Source organism: Streptomyces sp. V1I1 (assembly GCF_030817355.1).
GTDB lineage: Bacteria > Actinomycetota > Actinomycetes > Streptomycetales > Streptomycetaceae > Streptomyces.
Window position 1 is genome coordinate 2504209 of sequence record NZ_JAUSZH010000001.1, and the last position, 16186, is coordinate 2520394.

Below are 16186 nucleotides of genomic sequence, written 5' to 3' on the forward strand. Positions count from 1 at the left end.
CAGTGCGGGGCTACGAACGCCAGGAGAGCCACCGAGCTGACGACGACCACCTCTCGCGGTTCGAAGCCGAGATGGACCGGCTGAAGACCGAGCGGGAGAAGGCCGTCCAGCACGCCGAGGACCTCGGTTACCAGGTCGAGGTCTTGCGCGCCAAGCTCCACGAGGCGCGCCGCAACCTCGCCTCCCGTCCTGCCTACGACAGCGCCGACATCGGCTACCAGGCCGAGCAGCTGCTCCGTAACGCCCAGATCCAGGCCGACCAGCTGCGCTCCGACGCCGAGCGCGAGCTGCGTGAGGTCCGCGCACAGACCCAGCGCATCCTCCAGGAGCACGCCGAGCACCAGGCCCGCCTCCAGGCCGAGCTGCACTCCGAGGCGGTCCAGCGCCGCCAGCGCCTGGACCAGGAGCTGGCCGAGCGCCGCCAGACCGTCGAGACGCACGTCAACGAGAACGTCGCCTGGGCCGAGCAACTCCGTGCCCGCACCGAGGCACAGGCCCGCCGGCTCCTCGACGAGTCCCGCGCCGAGGCCGAGCAGTCCCTGGCCGCCGCCCGCGCGGAGGCCGCCAGGGTCGCCGAGGAGGCCCGTCAGCGGCTCGGCTCCGAGGCGGAGTCCGCCCGGTCGGAGGCCGAGGCAATCCTGCTGCGCGCCCGCAAGGACGCCGAACGCCTGCTGAACGCCGCCTCCAACCAGGCGCAGGAGGCCACCAGCCACGCCGAGCAGCTGCGCTCCTCCACCACCGCCGAGTCGGACCAGGCCCGCCAGCAGGCCGCCGAGTTGAGCCGCACCGCCGAGCAGCGGATCCAGGAGGCCGAGGAGAAGCTGCGCGAGGCCCGCGCAGAGTCCGAGAAGCTCCTGACCGAGGCCAAGGAGTCGGCGGCCAAGCAGCTGGCGTCCGCCGAGTCGGTCAACGAGCAGCGCACCCGTACCGCCAAGGCCGAGATCGCCCGGCTGGTCAGCGAGGCCACCAAGGAGTCCGAGGCGCTCAAGGCGGAGGCCGAGCAGGCGGTCGCCGACGCCCGGGCCGAGGCCGAGAAGCTGGTCGCGGCCGCGGGGGAGAAGGCCCGTACGGTCGCGGCCGAGGACTCCGCGGCGCAGCTCGCCAAGGCTGCCCGTACCGCCGAGGAGGTCCTGACCAAGGCCTCCGACGACGCCCAGGCCACCACGCGCGCGGCGAGCGAGGAGGCCGAGCGGATCCGCCGCGAGGCCGAGGCGGAGGCGGACCGGCTGCGCGGCGAGGCCGCCGAGCAGGCCGATCAGCTCAAGGGCGCGGCCAAGGACGACACCAAGGAGTACCGCGCCAAGACCGTCGAGCTGCAGGAGGAGGCGCGCCGGCTGCGCGGCGAGGCCGAGCAGCTGCGCGCCGAGGCGGTCGCCGAGGGTGAGCGGATCCGCGGCGAGGCCCGCCGGGAGGCCGTCCAGCAGATCGAGGAGGCGGCCAGTACCGCCGAGGAGCTGCTGACCAAGGCGCGGGCCGACGCCGACGAGATGCGCGCCACGGCGAGCAGCGACAGCGAGCGGGTCCGCACCGAGGCGATCGAGCGCGCCACCACCCTGCGCAAGCAGGCCGAGGAGACCCTGGAGCGCACCCGCGCCGAGGCCGAGCGGCTGCGCGCGGATGCCGAGGAGCAGGCGGAGAGCGTCAAGTCCGCGGCCGAGCAGGCCGCGGCCGTACTGCGCGAGGAGGCCGAGCTCGGCATCGCGGCACGCCAGGCCGAGGCCGCCGAGGAGCTGACCCGGCTGCACACCGAGGCCGAGTCCCGCCTCGCCGCCGCCGAGCAGAACCTCGCCGACTCCCGCGGCGAGGCCGAGCGGATCCGCCGCGAGGCCGCCGAGGAGACCGAGCGGCAGCGCGCCGAGGCCGCCGAGCGGATCCGTACGCTCCAGGCGCAGGCCGAGCACGAGGCCGAGCGGCTGCGTACCGAGGCCGCGTCGGACGCGTCGACCACCCGCGTCGAGGCGGAGAACGTCGCGGTACGGCTGCGCAGCGACGCGGCCAACGAGGCGGAGCGGCTCAAGAACGAGGCGCAGGACAGCGCCGACCGGCTGCGCGCGGAGGCCGCGGCCGCCGCCGAACGCGTGGGCGCCGAGGCCGCCGAGGCGCTGGCCGCCGCGCAGGAGGAGGCGAACCGCCGCCGCCGGGAGGCCGAGGAGATCCTCGACTCCGCGCGTGGCGAGGCGGATCAGGAACGCGAGCTGGCCCGCGAGCAGAGCGAGGAGCTGCTGGCCTCCGCCCGCAAGCGGGTCGAGGAGGCGCAGACCGAGGCACAGCGGCTGGTCGAGGAGGCCGACCGCCGCGCCACCGAAATGGTTTCCGCCGCCGAGCAGACCGCCCAGCAGGTACGGGACTCGGTCAACGGCCTCCAGGAGCAGGCCGAGCAGGAGATCGCCGGGCTGCGCTCGGCCGCCGAGCACGCTGCCGACCGCACCAGGACCGAAGCGCAGGAGGAGGCGGACCGGGTCCGCGCCGACGCGTATGCCGAGCGGGAGCGGGCAGCGGAGGACGCGAGCCGGCTGCGGGCCAGGGCCCAGGAGGAGACCGACGCGGCCAATGCGCTCGCGGAGCGGACCGTCGGGGAGGCGATCACCGAGTCGGACCGGCTGCGCGCCGACACCGCCGAGTACGCGCAGCGGATGCGTACGGAAGCGACGGACGCGCTCGCCTCGGCCGAGCACGACGCTTCGCGCGCCCGCGCCGAGGCCCGCGAGGACGCCAACCGCATCCGCTCGGACGCCGCCGCCCAGGCCGACCGGCTCATCGGCGAGGCGTCGAGCGAGAACGAGCGGCTGCGCAGGGAGGCGGCCGAGGCCCTGTCCGGCGCCGAGCAGGTCAAGGCGGAGGCCGAGGCCGAGGCCGAGCGGCTGCATGCCGCGATCCGCGCGGACGGCGAGCAGATCCTGGACGAGGCGCGCCAGGCCGCCGACAAGCGCCGTGCCGACGCCGCGGCCCAGGCCGACCAGCTGATCTCCGAGGCGAGCGGCGAGGCCGAGAGGCTGCGCGCCGAGGCGGCGGAGACGGTGGGCTCGGCCCAGCAGGCCGCCGAACGCATCAAGTCCGAGGCGCAGAAGGTCAAGGCGGACGCCGAGGCGGCGGCCGAGCAGATGCTTGCGAAGGCCCGCGAAGAGGCCGACCGTGCGCTCGACGAGGCGCGCGAGGCGGCGGCCAAGCGTCGTGCGGACGCCGCCGAGCAGGCCGACCAGCTCATCAACAAGGCCCAGGAGGAGGCGCTGCGCGCGGCCACCGAGGCCGAGGAGCAGGCCGACACCATGGTCGGCGCGGCCCGCAACGAGGCCGAGCGGCTGGTCTCCGAGGGCACCGTGGAGGGCAACTCCCTGGTGGAGAAGGCCCGCACGGACGCGGACGAGCTGCTGGTCGGCGCGCGCCGGGACGCCACCGCCATAAGGGAGCGCGGCGAGGAGCTGCGTACCCGTGTCGAGGCCGAGATCGAGGAGCTGCACGAGCGCGCCCGCCGGGAGACGGCCGAACAGATGAAGACGGCCGGCGAGCGGGTCGATCATCTGGTGAAGGCCGCCGAGGAACAGCGGGCCGAGGCCGAGGCGAAGGCCAAGGAGCTGGTGTCCGATGCCAATTCGGAGGCCAGTAAGGTCCGCATCGCCGCGGTGCGCAAGGCGGAGGGGCTCCTCAAGGAGGCCGAGCAGAAGAAGGCCGAGCTGGTCCGCGAGGCCGAGCGGGTCAAGGCGGAGGCCGAGGCCGAGGCCGAGCGGCTGGTCACCGAGGGCCGGCGCGAGCTGGATGTGCTGGTGCGCCGGCGCGAGGACATTCAGGCGGAGATTTCCCGTGTCCAGGACGTGCTTGAAGCGTTGGAGTCATTCGAGGCTCCGTCAGGGGGCACCAAGGCTGCATCCACCAGCGGCTCCGCCGCAGGTGCCGTCAGAGCGGGCGCGACAGCAGGGGTTACACGTTCGAGTGGCAAGTCGTCCGACGGCTAGCCACTCAAAAGGCTGGACATTCTCCAGATCAAACGGTCATCCGCTCGATGACACGCCGCTTCGGCCCCTAGGATTCCCCCTATCACCTCACCGGTCTCATTCGACAGGAACCCCATGAGCGACACTTCCTCCCCCTTCGGCTTCGAGCTCGTGCGGCGTGGTTACGACCGCGGTCAGGTGGACGACCGCATTACCAAACTCGTCGCCGACCGTGATAGTGCTCTGGCCCGAATCACCTCTCTGGAAAAGCGCATCGAGGAACTCCACCTCGAGACGCAGAACGCCCAGGCCCAGGTCAGCGACGCGGAGCCGTCGTACGCCGGTCTCGGTGCACGCGTCGAGAAAATCCTCCGCCTCGCCGAGGAGGAGGCGAAGGACCTGCGCGAGGAGGCCCGTCGCGCGGCCGAGCAGCACCGTGAGCTCGCCGAGTCCGCCGCCCAGCAGGTGCGCAACGACGCCGAGTCGTTCGCGGCCGAGCGCAAGGCGAAGGCCGAGGACGAGGGCGTCCGTATCGTCGAGAAGGCGAAGAGCGAAGCCTCTACACTGCGCAGCGAGGCGCAGAAGGACGCGCAGTCCAAGCGCGAGGAGGCCGACGCGCTCTTCGAGGAGACCCGCGCCAAGGCCGCCCAGGCCGCCGCGGACTTCGAGACGAACCTCGCCAAGCGCCGCGAGCAGTCCGAGCGGGACCTGGCTTCGCGTCAGGCGAAGGCGGAGAAGCGCCTGGCGGAGATCGAGCACCGCGCCGAGCAGCTGCGCCTGGAGGCCGAGAAGCTGCGTACGGACGCGGAGCGCCGGGCCCGTCAGACGGTGGAGACCGCGCAGCGCCAGGCCGAGGACATCGTGGCCGACGCGAACGCCAAGGCCGACCGGATCCGCAGCGAATCGGAGCGCGAGCTGGCGGCGCTCACCAACCGCCGCGACTCGATCAACGCGCAGCTGACCAACGTCCGCGAGATGCTGGCCACGCTGACCGGTGCGGCGGTGGCCGCGGCCGGCACCCCCGACGACGAGCCGATCTCCCGCGGCGTCCCGGCTCAGCAGACCCGCTGAGTATGTCCCCGTTCGCGGGGTCCGTCGTGTAAGTCAAGAATGCGCAAAGCCCCCTGTCACTCCAGTGGCGGGGGGCTTTGCGCGCACTTAGCGTGGCCGCATGATCGAGCTCGAGGGCCTGACGAAGCGCTTCGGCACCACGACCGCGGTCGACCATCTCTCGTTTCAGGTCAGGCCGGGTGTGGTGACCGGCTTCCTCGGCCCGAACGGCGCGGGCAAGTCCACGACGATGCGGATGATGCTCGATCTCGACAACCCGACCAGCGGAACGGTGCGGATCGACGGCAAGCACTACCGCGATCTCGAGGAGCCACTGAAGTACATCGGCGCGCTGCTGGACGCGAAGGCGATGCACGGCGGGCGGAGCGCGTACAACAACCTGCTCTGTCTCGCCCAGTCGAACCGCATCCCCGCCTCGCGGGTCGCCGAGGTCCTGGACGTCGTCGGGCTGACGTCGGTGGCGAGGAAGAAGCCCAAGGGCTTCTCGCTCGGTATGGGACAGCGGCTGGGCATCGCGTCGGCTCTGCTGGGCGATCCGGAGATCCTGATGTTCGACGAGCCGGTCAACGGTCTTGATCCCGAAGGAATTCACTGGATCCGCAATTTGATGAAGACTCTTGCATCGGAAGGACGCACGATCTTCGTCTCCTCGCATCTGATGAGTGAAATGGCGCTCACAGCCGACCACTTGATCGTGATCGGACAGGGGCGACTTCTGGCCGATACATCGATGGCCGACTTCATCCACGAGAACTCCCGGAGTTATGTACGGCTGCGCTCCCCGCAGCCGGAGCGCCTGCGCGATGTGCTGCACGAATCGGGCTTCACGGCGGTCGAGTCGGGCAACGGCACGCTGGAGATCGACGGTGCCACCACCGAGGCGATCGGTGAGCTGGCCGCCCGGCACCAGCTCGTCCTGCATGAACTGAGCGCGCAGCGCGCCTCGCTGGAGGAGGCGTTCATGCAGATGACGGCGGGAGCGGTGGAGTACCACGCGCATTCGACGGGTGAGGCGGCGCCCCCGGTGGGGCCCCCGCCGGCGGCCCCACCGGGTCCCCAGTGGGGCCAGAGCTACCAGCGCAGCAAGGGAGCCTGACCCATGGCCTCGGTACCCGCCGTCCTCCAGTCCGAGTGGACCAAGATCCGTACCGTTTCCTCGACCACCTGGACGCTGGTGAGCGCGCTGGTCGTCACCGTCGCTATGGGCGCAGCGCTCAGCGCGCTGCTGAAGGCGACGTTCGACGATCTGTCGCCCCAGGAGCAGCTCACCTTCGACCCGACCTTCATCAGCTTCTCCGGGATGATCCTGGGCCAGCTGGCGATGGTGGTCTTCGGGGTGCTGGTGGTCGGCACGGAGTACAGCTCGGGCATGATCCGTACCTCGCTCGCCGCCGTACCCCAGCGCGCCACCTTCATCTTCAGCAAGATCGCGGTGGCCGCGGTGCTGGCGCTGGTCGTCGGGATGGCGACCAGCTTTCTCGCCTTCTTCCTCGGCCAGGCGCTGCTGGGCGAGCACCGTACGACGATCGGCGCGGACAACGTCCTGCGCGCGGTGGTCGGCGGCGGCCTGTACATGGGCCTGATTGCGCTGTTCTCGATGGGCGTGGCGACGATGCTGCGCAGCTCGATGCTCTCGCTCGGCATCCTGATGCCGTTCTTCTTCCTGGTCTCGCAGATCCTCGCGTCCGTACCGAAGGCGAAGACGGTCGCGCGTTACTTCCCCGACCAGGCCGGATCCAAGATCATGCAGGTGGTCCCGGACGCGATGGGCAGCGACAAGGCGCCGTACGGGCCGTGGGGCGGGCTCGGGATCATGGTGATCTGGGTGGCGGTTGCGCTACTCGGCGGCTATCTGGTGCTCAAGAAGCGGGACGCCTAGGGACGGCGGCGACTCGACGCGGCCGAAACCGTAGCGTTACGGCTTGGCCGGAACCGTCAAGGCCCGGATATCCTCCTAACTCTTACGGGGGCGTACGGCCGGACGGCCTGGGCCCCGACGACCCGAATGTCGATGGGGCTGGAGAATGATCGAGGCAGTCGGCCTGACGAAGCGCTATGGCGCGAAGACGGCCGTGTACAACCTTTCCTTCCAGGTACGGCCCGGCGCCGTCACCGGGTTCCTCGGCCCCAACGGCGCCGGCAAGTCGACGACGATGCGGATGATCCTCGGGCTCGACCAGCCGACCGAGGGTCATGTGACCATCGGCGGCCGCCCCTTCCGGCAGTTGCCGAACGCGCCCCGACAGGTCGGTGCCCTGCTCGACGCCAAGGCGGTACACGGCGGCCGCAGCGCGCGAAATCACCTGCTTTCGCTGGCGCAGCTCTCCGGTATCCCGGCCCGCCGGGTCGACGAGGTGCTCGGTGTCGTCGGGCTTCAGGAAGTCGCCAAGAAGCGCTCCAAGGGCTTCTCACTCGGTATGGGGCAGCGGCTCGGTATCGCAGCGGCGCTCCTCGGCGACCCGCAGGTGCTGCTGTTCGACGAGCCGGTCAACGGCCTGGACCCGGAAGGCATCCTCTGGGTCCGCAATCTGATGAAGCAGCTTGCCGCCGAAGGCCGTACGGTCTTCGTCTCCTCGCACCTGATGAGCGAAATGGCGCTCACCGCCGACCACTTGATCGTGATCGGCCGTGGCCAGCTGCTCTCGGACATGAGCGTCAAGGACTTCATCTCGCACAACTCCGCGGACTTCGCCCGGGTGCGTACGCCGCAGACCGAACCGCAGCAGCGCGAGAAGCTGTCCGCCGCGCTCACCGAGGCCGGCGGTCAGGTCATGCCGGAGCCGGACGGCGCGCTGCGGGTCACCGGGCTGCCGCTGCCGCAGATCAGCGATCTGGCGCACTCCGCGGACGTCCGGCTGTGGGAGCTGTCGCCGCACCAGGCCTCGCTGGAGGAGGCGTACATGCGGATGACGCAGGGCGCGGTCGACTACCGCTCGACCGCCGACCAGAAGTCGGGCCTGATGCAGCAGCCGCCGATGGGCTATCTCCCGCCGCAGCAGCAGATCCCCGAGGTGCCGCAGCAGGGCTGGTACGCCCCACCGCCGCCCCAGCCCGGCCAGAACCCGTACGCCGGCGCGGCTCCTGTCGCGCCCGCCGACGCTCCGCCCGTGCCCCCGGCCGCCGCCGACCTGACCAAGCCCGAGGACGCCCGATGACCACCCCCTACCAGCAGCAGCAGGCGCCCTACCAGCAGCAGGGCGCGCCCGGCGCCGTGTACTCCTCGCCGATCCCGGTGCGCGACGCCCACCTTGGCGACGCCCTCGCCTCCGAGTGGACCAAGATCCGTTCCGTACGCTCCACGATGTGGACGCTCGGCGTCATGATCGTGCTGATGGTCGGCATCGGCGCTCTCTCCGCGGTCGCCGTCTCCGCCGCCGACGCCGATCTCCAGGATCAGTCGGTCCTCTCCCTCGGCTTCTTCGGCGTACTGCTCGGCTCCATCTGCGTGATCACGCTGGGCGTGCTGACCATCGCCTCCGAGTACGGCACGGGGATGATCAGGACCACGCTGACCGCCTGCCCCAGCCGCGCCCGCGTGCTGACCGCCAAGGCGATCGTCTTCTTCCTGCTCGTCTTCATCCTCACCACGGTGATCACCGCGATCGTGGGCGCCCTGCAGACCGCGATCGTGGACCAGGGCTCGTCCACCGGCGAGGACTGGTTCCGCGCGACGATCGGCATCGCCCTCTACGTCGCGACCCTCGGCCTGCTCTCGCTCGCCGTCGGCACCCTGATCCGCCACTCGGCGGGCGCGATCACGGTCATGATCGGCGTCGTGCTGCTGCCGCTGGTGCTGGCCATGTTCATGTTCTCGGAGTCGCTGCGGGATCTGCAGCAGGCCCTTTTCGAGTACTCGATCCCCAACCAGATCGGCGTGCTGTACGACACCGCCGTGACCGAGTCGGGTCCGGCCGGCTGGGACCCGCTGTGGATCATGCTGGGCGTGACGGCGGCGGCACTGGCCGGCGCGTACGCCTCGCTCAAGGCGCGCGACGTCTAAAGGCACGCGACGTCCAAAGGCACGCGAGGCTCCTGGAGCCTCAGTACTTCGGCGCGTTACGGGACCGCTGCACCCGCGTGGTGCGGCGGTCCTTCGCGTTCCAGCACGCCTTGTGCCAGTGCCGCCGGTCCTCGATGCCGCCGTGCTCCGGCCAGGCCACCACATGCGGGACGCCCGAGGGGATCTCCTGGTCGCAGCCGGGGCAGCGGTACCGCTTGCCGGCGGCACTTGCGCCGGCGACATGGCGGACCGACCACTCCTCGCCCTGCCAGGACTCGCTCCGGCCGAAGCCGCCGTACCTGTCGCCCGGCTCGCCGGGCTGCTCGGTGGGCTTCTCGCCGCCTCGGGGGCGGTTGCGGCGCGGGGACACGTGACACCTCACGGGGCAAGTCCGGACAGTTCCCATCCAGCCTACGGGCCGCAGTCCGGGGTACACGTACCGCACAGCGTGAGACCGTGGCACCCATAGGGGCCAGTTACCGGAAAATCGCAACAACTTCACGAATGGCCGTGCCTTTGGCACGTGTCAGACGTTGTTGCCGTAGGGGGAGTGACGCGTCGGCCGCAAGGAGGCAATAGGCGATGCGCGTGGGAACTTTCGTACTGGCGGCCCAATTCCCGGGCCAGGGGCAGGGGGAGGCGCTGCACCGTGCGGTGCGGTCCGCCGAGGTCGCGGAGGAGTCCGGGCTGGATTCGGTCTGGCTCGCCGAGCACCATTTCGTACCGTACGGCGTGTGCCCGTCGGCCGTGACACTCGCCGCGCTACTGCTCGGCCGCACCCGGCGGATCCGGGTGGGCACAGCCGTGAGCGTGCTGCCGAACGCCCATCCCGTCTCGCTGGGCGAGCAGACGGCGCTGCTGCATCTCACAAGCGGAGGGCGGTTCTCCCTCGGTGTGGGGCGGGGCGGCCCCTGGGTCGATCTGGAGGTCTTCGGCACGGGCCTCGATGCGTACGAAAAGGACTTTCCGGAGTCCCTGGACCTGCTGCTGCGCTGGCTGCGCGAGCCCCGCGTCGCCACCCGGGGCGACCGATTCACCTTCCGTGAAGTCCCGGTCGTGCCAAGGCCGGACGAGCTGATCGGCGGTCCCCCCGAGGGCCCCGAGGTGATCGTCGCGTGTACGTCCCCGAAGAGCGTGAAGCTCGCCGCCGAGCGCGGGCTGCCGATGCTGCTCGGGATGCACTGCGACGACGAGGAGAAGGCGGAGATGGTCGCCCGGTGGCGTACGGACGCGCTCGCCGCGGGCCGCCCGCCCGAGGAGGTCGAGCGCGCGGGCCATGTGTCGGCCGGCGTGGCCCAGATCGCGGACCGCAGGGCCGATGCCTCCGAGACGCTGCTCAAGGCGATGCCGGGCTGGCTCAAGCAGGGCCTGGACGCCCATGTGACGGTCGACGGGCGGCGCCGCGCGATGCGGGACCCCGTGGCGTACACAGAACTGCTCTGCGAATTGCACCCGGTGGGCCCGCCGCGGCTCGCCGCGGACCGCATCGCGGCCACCGCGGAACGTACTGGCATCACACGCTTCGCCCTGCTCGCCGAGGGCTCGGGCGATCTCGCCGCCACCGAGGAGAATGTGCGGCGCCTCGGCACAGAGGTCCTGCCGCTGCTGAGCTGAGTCCGGGATCGTTGCGGCCCGAGCCGTACCGGAGGTGCTGCCGCTCCGACACCAGTTGCACCTCCCGCGGTGTGGAGCGGCAGCAAAAGACTTCAGCAGTCGCGCAGTTCGGGCGACTGGTTGAGCAACTGGGCTCGCACGGAAGTAAAGCGGGCGAGCCGCTCATCCACCGAAGAGTCCAGCGGGAACACCGCGACGCGGTGGCAGTTCTGGAATGCCAGACGCACCCCGAAGTGCCGCTGGAGCGCACCGCGAATCGCGTCACTCGCGAGCGCGCGCAGCAGCTGACCACGTGCCTGCTCGTCCGGCGGAGGCGTCTGGTTGTCGGCGAAGTCGCCGCCGTCCACCTTCAGCTGAGCCACCAGAGAACTGATCATCTCCCATGCGAAGGGCAGGGAGGTCCGGACGCAGTCGACGAAGGCATCTTCGTCGACCTCGCCTCGCTCGGCCTGTTCCAACAGCGCCGGTGAGACGTCGAGCGACATGGGTTCTCCTCTCGCGACCCCGGTGGACGGGGTCTTACGGGCAGGGAAGGAGGATGACGGGCGCGACGGCATACGAACGACGCATGACGACTCAGAGTGCACGACCGACAACCTCCTGCTTCCACGGTAAGTGCGCTGTCCGGAGCGCACCAGGAGATTGGGAACACAACCGGCCAATTACGAACGGGGCTTCCGGGGCGAATCGCGCGCAGCGCCGTGTGTCGAGTAGCGTTGCCGACCATGCGTCTTGTCATCGCCCGCTGCTCCGTCGACTACGCGGGCCGGCTCACCGCCCACCTGCCCTCCGCTCCCCGTCTGATCCTGGTCAAGGCAGACGGAAGCGTCTCCATCCACGCGGACGACAGGGCGTACAAACCACTGAACTGGATGTCTCCTCCCTGCACACTCAAAGAGGGTGACGACAGCGTCTGGACCGTCATCAACAAAGCGGGCGAGAAACTGATCATTACGATGGAGGAAATCCTCCACGACTCCTCGCACGAACTGGGCGTGGACCCCGGCCTGATCAAGGACGGCGTGGAGGCACACCTTCAGGAACTGCTCGCCGACCGCATCGAGACGCTGGGCGAGGGATACAGCCTGATCCGGCGCGAATACCCCACGGCCATCGGCCCGGTGGACATCCTGTGCCGGGACTCCGACGGCGCGACGGTGGCTGTGGAGATCAAGCGGCGCGGTGAGATCGACGGGGTCGAGCAGCTCACGCGCTATCTGGAGCTGCTGAACCGCGACCCCCATCTGGCGCCGGTCAAGGGCGTGTTCGCGGCGCAGGAGATCAAGCCGCAGGCGCGGGTGCTGGCGACGGACCGCGGGATCGGGTGTGTGGTGCTCGACTACGACGCGCTGCGGGGCATCGAGGACGACAAGCTCAGGCTGTTCTGAAGACGGTACTGATACGGGTACGGAGACGGCCCCGGACGGCGATGCCGCTCGGGGCCGTACTGCGTTCTCGTGGCCGTCAGATGACGGGCGAGCTGCTGGAGCTCGCGGAGGACGCGGGGGCGCTGCTGGTTGTGATCGGAGCGCTGGCGGAGGTTGACCCTTCGGGCGTGCTCGACGGCGACGGGCTGGTCGACGTGGGAGGCGGCGTAGAGGGCGGCGGCGTAGAGGGTGGAGTCGTCGGGGGCTTCGTCGGCGGGGTCGTCGGCGGCTTGGTCTCCGGATTCGTCGGGGGCCTGCCTGACGACGTCGGCTTCCCGCCCGGCTTCGACGGATTCGACGACGGCTCGGCCCCCGGCTTCGACGATTCACTCGCCGACGAGCTGGAGCCCGGCGTCACCGCCCCCGTCGGGTCCGCGGGGCCACCCGGGCGGCGGGTCGAGCCGTCGGTCGGCTCGTCCGCATCCAGGCCGTTGTCCGCGTCGTCCTCGTTCGCGGACTGGCCGTTCCTGACCTTGCCGCCGGGCGGGTCCTGCTGGTCCGAGGTCGCCCCGAGCGTAACCACCGTGCCGAGCACCGCGGCCAGCAGCGCGCCCGCGCCCGCGGCGACCAGGTTGCGGCGTGCGCCGCCGATGATGGAGAGGGGGCCGCGCAGCTTCGCGCCGCCCGCGGCCGACTTCGGCCGCGCCACCAGCGTGGCGGGCTCCTCCGGCGGCTTCGACTTCCCCGAGGCCCCCAGCGGCAGCACGGCCGCCGGTACGCCTCCGGGCGGCGACGCCGACTCCTCGTAGCGCGCGGTCGGCACCTCCTCGCCCGCCGGGGTGCGTCCGCCGAGTACGAGGCCGCCCGCGCGGTCCGCGACGAGCGCCAGCGCCCTGCGTCCCGCGACGGTGCCGCGCTTGTCGGCGAGCGCCCCGCGCATGCCGATCGAGGCCTCCAGCTCGGCGCGCGCCCGCTCCAGGCTGCCGGTGCAGAGCGCCAGTACGCCCAACTCATGGTGGAAGTACGCCTCTTCGGCCACTTCGCCCGATATACGGGCCGCCTCGGACCCGATGCGCAGGGCCCGCTCCCAGGCAGCCCAGTGCAGCCCCGCCGCGAAAGCGGGTGCGGCGCTGTGGGCCAGCAGTACGGCCGCGCTGGGGTGTCCGGCCTCCTGCCCCGGGACCAGCGCGGTCAGCGCGGCGAGGACGGCGTCCGCCTCGGCCACCGCCCGCTCGGGGGTGACCGAGGGGTGTCCGGCCCACCAGGCGTAGTGCTGGGCGGCGGTGTGGGCGTGGGCGGCCGCGTCGTCGGCGTAACCCTTCTCCGTGAGCTGCGCGATCACGCCGGCCGCCAGCCGGTAGCGCGGGCCGACCGGTGAGAGCAGCCCGCAGTTCATCAGCTCGCCGAGCGCGGCGTCCGCGTGCGTGTCACCGACGAGCGCCGGCAGATGCGCCTGGTGCGGGACCTCGCCGCCGAGCGCGACGGCGAAGCGCAGGGTGTCGCGGGCGGACTCGCTGAGCCGGGAGGCGAGCAGCGCCGCCGGCGCGGCCCCCTCGCCCAGTGTCGGCAGCGGGATCTCGACACCGTCGACCGCGTCGAAAACGCCGAACCCGTCGGAGTCCTCCGGGTCGGGACGCCGGCTGTCGGCCTGCCGCAGCAGCGCGCCCGCCTGCACGAAGCGCAGCGGCAGGCCCTCGGACTCGAACCAGAGGTCGCCGGCCCAGTTCGCCTCGTCCTCGGTGAGCGGCCGCTCCACGGTGCGCTTCAGCAGTTCCAGCGAGGCGCTGCGGCCGAGGCCCGCGAGGAAGACCTCTTCGAGGTGCGAGTCGGCGGCGGGCGCCGCGATGTCGGGTGTGGCGGCGACCAGGAAGGCGCACTCGGGCGCGGCGTCCAGCAGCTCGCCGAGGGCGGCGCCGCCGAACTCCAGGTCGTCGAGTACGACGATCGCGCCGATGTTCCTTACGTGCTCGAGCAGCCCCGCCCGGTCGGGCCGGTGCCGCGGCGCGTTGTGGACGACGGCGAAGAGTTCGTACAGCAGCTCGGTGGGCGTGCGGTGGTAGCCGCTGAGGCGTACGACTCCGTCGGGTGCGAGGTTCGCGCAGTCTTCGGCGACGATGTCGAGCAGGGTGCTGCGCCCGGATCCCGCGGGCCCGGTGAGCCGCACCGAGCGACCGCGGCCCAGCAGTCGTACCAGCCGCTCGCGCTCCTCGTCGCGCTCGAGCAGCGGGAGCCGCGGCGCGGGCGGGCCCGCCGGCACGGGCGGCTGCGCCGCGCGCTGCCGCTCGGTGCGCTCCTCGGCGCTGTACCGGGTCGGGCCGCGCGGGCTGTTCTCCCCCATGGCCTTCGGCCTGGGAGGGGCCGCCGGGCGGGCAGGGCTCTATCTCGCTGCCGTCGACGGGGTTGACCGTGAGCAGGAAGTCGCCCGCGACGAGCTGGACGGTACGGGCGAGCGCCGGCGCGGACTGTACGAAGTCGGGCGTGCCGGTGTCGCGCGGGGGCCGCGCCTGTCCCGCGCCCTCGCCGAAACTGTCGTTGTCCATGGTCCAAGCCCCCCAGGATGCTCTGTGCCTGTCACACGGTTCCGTCAATTCGGCAGGCGACCGAACCCTAGACGTTCGCTCAGTATCTACGAACGGCCGGGGTGCCACCCCGCCCGTGACGTCACAGTCTCGTGAGGATTGCGAGCGTCGTACGGTTCAGACCCGAGGAAGCGATTCGGCCGCGAGGCCGCCTTCGATGGCGAGAATGCGGTGCAGCCGGGTGGCGACGAGCAGTCTCTGCATCTGTGGCGGCACACCGCGCAGCACCAGCCGGCGGCCGCACCGGCCGGCCCGCCGGTGCGCGCCCATGATGACCCCGAGCCCGGTGGCATCCCAGGAATCGAGGTCGGTCAGGTCGAGCACGAGGTCGCCGACTCCGTCGTCGACGGCCGAGTGCAGGACCGTACGGGCGTCCGCCGCGCTGCGGACGTCGAGGCGGCCCCCGACGACCAGCTCGGCGTGGTCGCCCCTGATGTGCATATGCGCTCCCCGTGAGTGCTTCAGTGCCCTGTGTCTGTCTCTTCTGTCTTGCAACAACTGACTGCCGTGCGGGCGAGGAAGTTGCCGTCTGTAAGCGAACCGATACCGAATTCACCCCAGAGGGTGATACCAAACCGGTCAATGAGGGTCAGTGCTTGTAGAAGCCCTGCCCGCTCTTGCGACCGATGTCACCCGCATCCACCATCCGGCGCATCAGCTCCGGCGGCGCGAACTTCTCGTCCTGGGACTCGGTGTAGATGTTGCTCGTGGCGTGCAGCAGGATGTCCACGCCCGTCAGGTCGGCGGTGGCGAGCGGCCCCATGGCGTGACCGAAGCCCAGCTTGCAGGCGATGTCGATGTCCTCGACGGTCGCGACGCCCGATTCGTAGAGCTTGGCGGCCTCGACGACCAGCGCCGAAATGAGGCGGGTGGTGACAAAACCGGCGACATCGCGGTTGACGACGATGCAGGTCTTGCCGACGGACTCGGCGAACTCCCGCGTGGTGGCGAGGGTTTCGTCGCTCGTCTTGTAGCCGCGCACCAGCTCGCACAGCTGCATCATCGGGACGGGCGAGAAGAAGTGCGCACCGACGACGCGGTCCGGACGCTCCGTCACCGCCGCGATCTTCGTGATCGGGATGGCGGAGGTGTTGGAGGCGAGGACGGCGTCGTCCCGTACGAGCTTGTCGAGCGTACGGAAGATCTCGTGCTTGACCTCGAGCTTCTCGAAGACCGCCTCGACGACGATGTCCGCGTCGGCGGCGGCGTCCAGGTCGGTGGTGGTGGTGATGCGCGCCAATGCCGCCTCGGCGTCGGCCGCTTCGAGCTTGCCCTTGGAGACGAACTTGTCGTACGAGGCCTTGATGCCGTCCGTGCCGCGGGTCAGGGCCGCGTCGGTGACATCGCGCAGCACGACTTCCCAGCCCGCCTGGGCCGAGACCTGCGCGATACCGGACCCCATGAGTCCGGCCCCGATGACGGCGAGCTTCCTGGCCACTGCGGCACCCCTTAACAGCTGTTTACATTTCCGCTCTCCGGCGGAGGTTAGCGCCCGTGAGCAGCCGTGTGGCGGTGAAGAGATGCGCGTCACGTCTCAGATGACGGACATCACACCGGCACGGCCCATCAAGGTTCACATACCGCGTACTTGAGCACCTTCTCCCCACTTCGCGGCCGATCACCCCG

The 16186-nt window shown here is 70.9% G+C and carries 12 protein-coding genes and 1 pseudogene; 8 read left to right on the top strand and 5 right to left on the bottom strand.

All coding sequences use genetic code 11. From position 1 onward, the window contains the following. Nucleotides 1-2 precede the first annotated feature (2 nt). From scy to QFZ67_RS11855, 6 genes are all read left to right on the top strand, one after another. Complete coding sequence (scy, locus tag QFZ67_RS11830) at nucleotides 3-3950, top strand: polarized growth protein Scy (protein ID WP_307661045.1); 3948 nt, start codon at nucleotides 3-5, stop codon at nucleotides 3948-3950. A gap of 114 nt (nucleotides 3951-4064) precedes the next feature. After that, nucleotides 4065-5000, top strand: a complete 936-nt coding sequence (locus tag QFZ67_RS11835) for a cellulose-binding protein (protein WP_307661046.1) — start codon at nucleotides 4065-4067, stop codon at nucleotides 4998-5000. Nucleotides 5001-5100: 100 nt separating this feature from the next. After that, nucleotides 5101-6096, top strand: coding sequence for an ABC transporter ATP-binding protein (locus tag QFZ67_RS11840; RefSeq protein WP_307661047.1), 996 nt, complete (start codon nucleotides 5101-5103; stop codon nucleotides 6094-6096). Between the two features lie 3 nt (nucleotides 6097-6099). Continuing rightward, the gene (locus tag QFZ67_RS11845) at nucleotides 6100-6879 is read left to right on the top strand and encodes an ABC transporter permease (protein WP_307661049.1); all 780 of its coding nucleotides are present in this window, start codon (nucleotides 6100-6102) and stop codon (nucleotides 6877-6879) included. Between the two features lie 145 nt (nucleotides 6880-7024). Continuing rightward, nucleotides 7025-8155, top strand: a complete 1131-nt coding sequence (locus QFZ67_RS11850) for an ABC transporter ATP-binding protein (RefSeq protein WP_307661050.1) — start codon at nucleotides 7025-7027, stop codon at nucleotides 8153-8155. Beyond that, nucleotides 8152-9000, top strand: coding sequence for an ABC transporter permease subunit (locus tag QFZ67_RS11855; RefSeq protein WP_307661051.1), 849 nt, complete (start codon nucleotides 8152-8154; stop codon nucleotides 8998-9000). The genes QFZ67_RS11850 and QFZ67_RS11855 overlap by 4 nt, the downstream gene beginning before the upstream one ends. A gap of 40 nt (nucleotides 9001-9040) precedes the next feature. Here the strand turns inward: QFZ67_RS11855 and QFZ67_RS11860 are convergent, their stop codons facing one another. Next, nucleotides 9041-9370 carry an ATP/GTP-binding protein gene (locus tag QFZ67_RS11860; protein WP_307661052.1) on the bottom strand — a complete coding sequence of 110 codons (330 nt, stop codon included), beginning with the start codon at nucleotides 9368-9370 and terminating at the stop codon, nucleotides 9041-9043. A 212-nt stretch (nucleotides 9371-9582) separates the two neighbouring features. Between QFZ67_RS11860 and QFZ67_RS11865 the strand changes: the two genes are divergently transcribed. After that, on the top strand, nucleotides 9583-10614 hold the full coding sequence (locus QFZ67_RS11865; RefSeq protein WP_307661053.1) for an LLM class flavin-dependent oxidoreductase: 1032 nt from the start codon (nucleotides 9583-9585) through the stop codon (nucleotides 10612-10614). Between the two features lie 92 nt (nucleotides 10615-10706). Here QFZ67_RS11865 and QFZ67_RS11870 read toward each other — a convergent pair whose 3' ends face one another. Then, the gene (locus QFZ67_RS11870; RefSeq protein WP_307661054.1) at nucleotides 10707-11099 is read right to left on the bottom strand and encodes an SCO5389 family protein; all 393 of its coding nucleotides are present in this window, start codon (nucleotides 11097-11099) and stop codon (nucleotides 10707-10709) included. Between the two features lie 240 nt (nucleotides 11100-11339). On the opposite strand from QFZ67_RS11870, the gene nucS reads away from it, so the two are divergent. Continuing rightward, entirely contained in the window at nucleotides 11340-12002 is a 663-nt protein-coding gene (gene nucS, locus QFZ67_RS11875) for an endonuclease NucS (RefSeq protein WP_307661055.1), read from the top strand. A 76-nt stretch (nucleotides 12003-12078) separates the two neighbouring features. On the opposite strand, the pseudogene QFZ67_RS11880 reads toward nucS, so the two are convergent. The 3 genes and pseudogenes from QFZ67_RS11880 to QFZ67_RS11890 form a co-directional block, all read right to left on the bottom strand. After that, a pseudogene (locus tag QFZ67_RS11880) lies at nucleotides 12079-14521 on the bottom strand (ATP-binding protein). A gap of 156 nt (nucleotides 14522-14677) precedes the next feature. After that, nucleotides 14678-15001 carry an STAS domain-containing protein gene (locus QFZ67_RS11885; protein WP_100109176.1) on the bottom strand — a complete coding sequence of 108 codons (324 nt, stop codon included), beginning with the start codon at nucleotides 14999-15001 and terminating at the stop codon, nucleotides 14678-14680. Nucleotides 15002-15149: 148 nt separating this feature from the next. Further along, on the bottom strand, nucleotides 15150-15998 hold the full coding sequence (locus QFZ67_RS11890) for a 3-hydroxyacyl-CoA dehydrogenase family protein (RefSeq protein ID WP_307661056.1): 849 nt from the start codon (nucleotides 15996-15998) through the stop codon (nucleotides 15150-15152). Between the last annotated feature and the right edge of the window lie 188 nt (nucleotides 15999-16186).

Excerpts from the sequence above, each read along its gene's own strand:
- QFZ67_RS11835 (WP_307661046.1), top strand. The coding sequence starts at position 4,065 with ATGAGCGACACTTCCTCCCCCTTCGGCTTCGAGCTCGTGCGGCGTGGT.
- QFZ67_RS11840 (WP_307661047.1), top strand. The coding sequence starts at position 5,101 with ATGATCGAGCTCGAGGGCCTGACGAAGCGCTTCGGCACCACGACCGCG.
- QFZ67_RS11845 (WP_307661049.1), top strand. The coding sequence starts at position 6,100 with ATGGCCTCGGTACCCGCCGTCCTCCAGTCCGAGTGGACCAAGATCCGT.
- QFZ67_RS11850 (WP_307661050.1), top strand. The coding sequence starts at position 7,025 with ATGATCGAGGCAGTCGGCCTGACGAAGCGCTATGGCGCGAAGACGGCC.
- QFZ67_RS11855 (WP_307661051.1), top strand. The coding sequence starts at position 8,152 with ATGACCACCCCCTACCAGCAGCAGCAGGCGCCCTACCAGCAGCAGGGC.
- QFZ67_RS11865 (WP_307661053.1), top strand. The coding sequence starts at position 9,583 with ATGCGCGTGGGAACTTTCGTACTGGCGGCCCAATTCCCGGGCCAGGGG.
- QFZ67_RS11870 (WP_307661054.1), bottom strand. The coding sequence starts at position 11,099 with ATGTCGCTCGACGTCTCACCGGCGCTGTTGGAACAGGCCGAGCGAGGC.
- nucS (WP_307661055.1), top strand. The coding sequence starts at position 11,340 with ATGCGTCTTGTCATCGCCCGCTGCTCCGTCGACTACGCGGGCCGGCTC.
- QFZ67_RS11885 (WP_100109176.1), bottom strand. The coding sequence starts at position 15,001 with ATGCACATCAGGGGCGACCACGCCGAGCTGGTCGTCGGGGGCCGCCTC.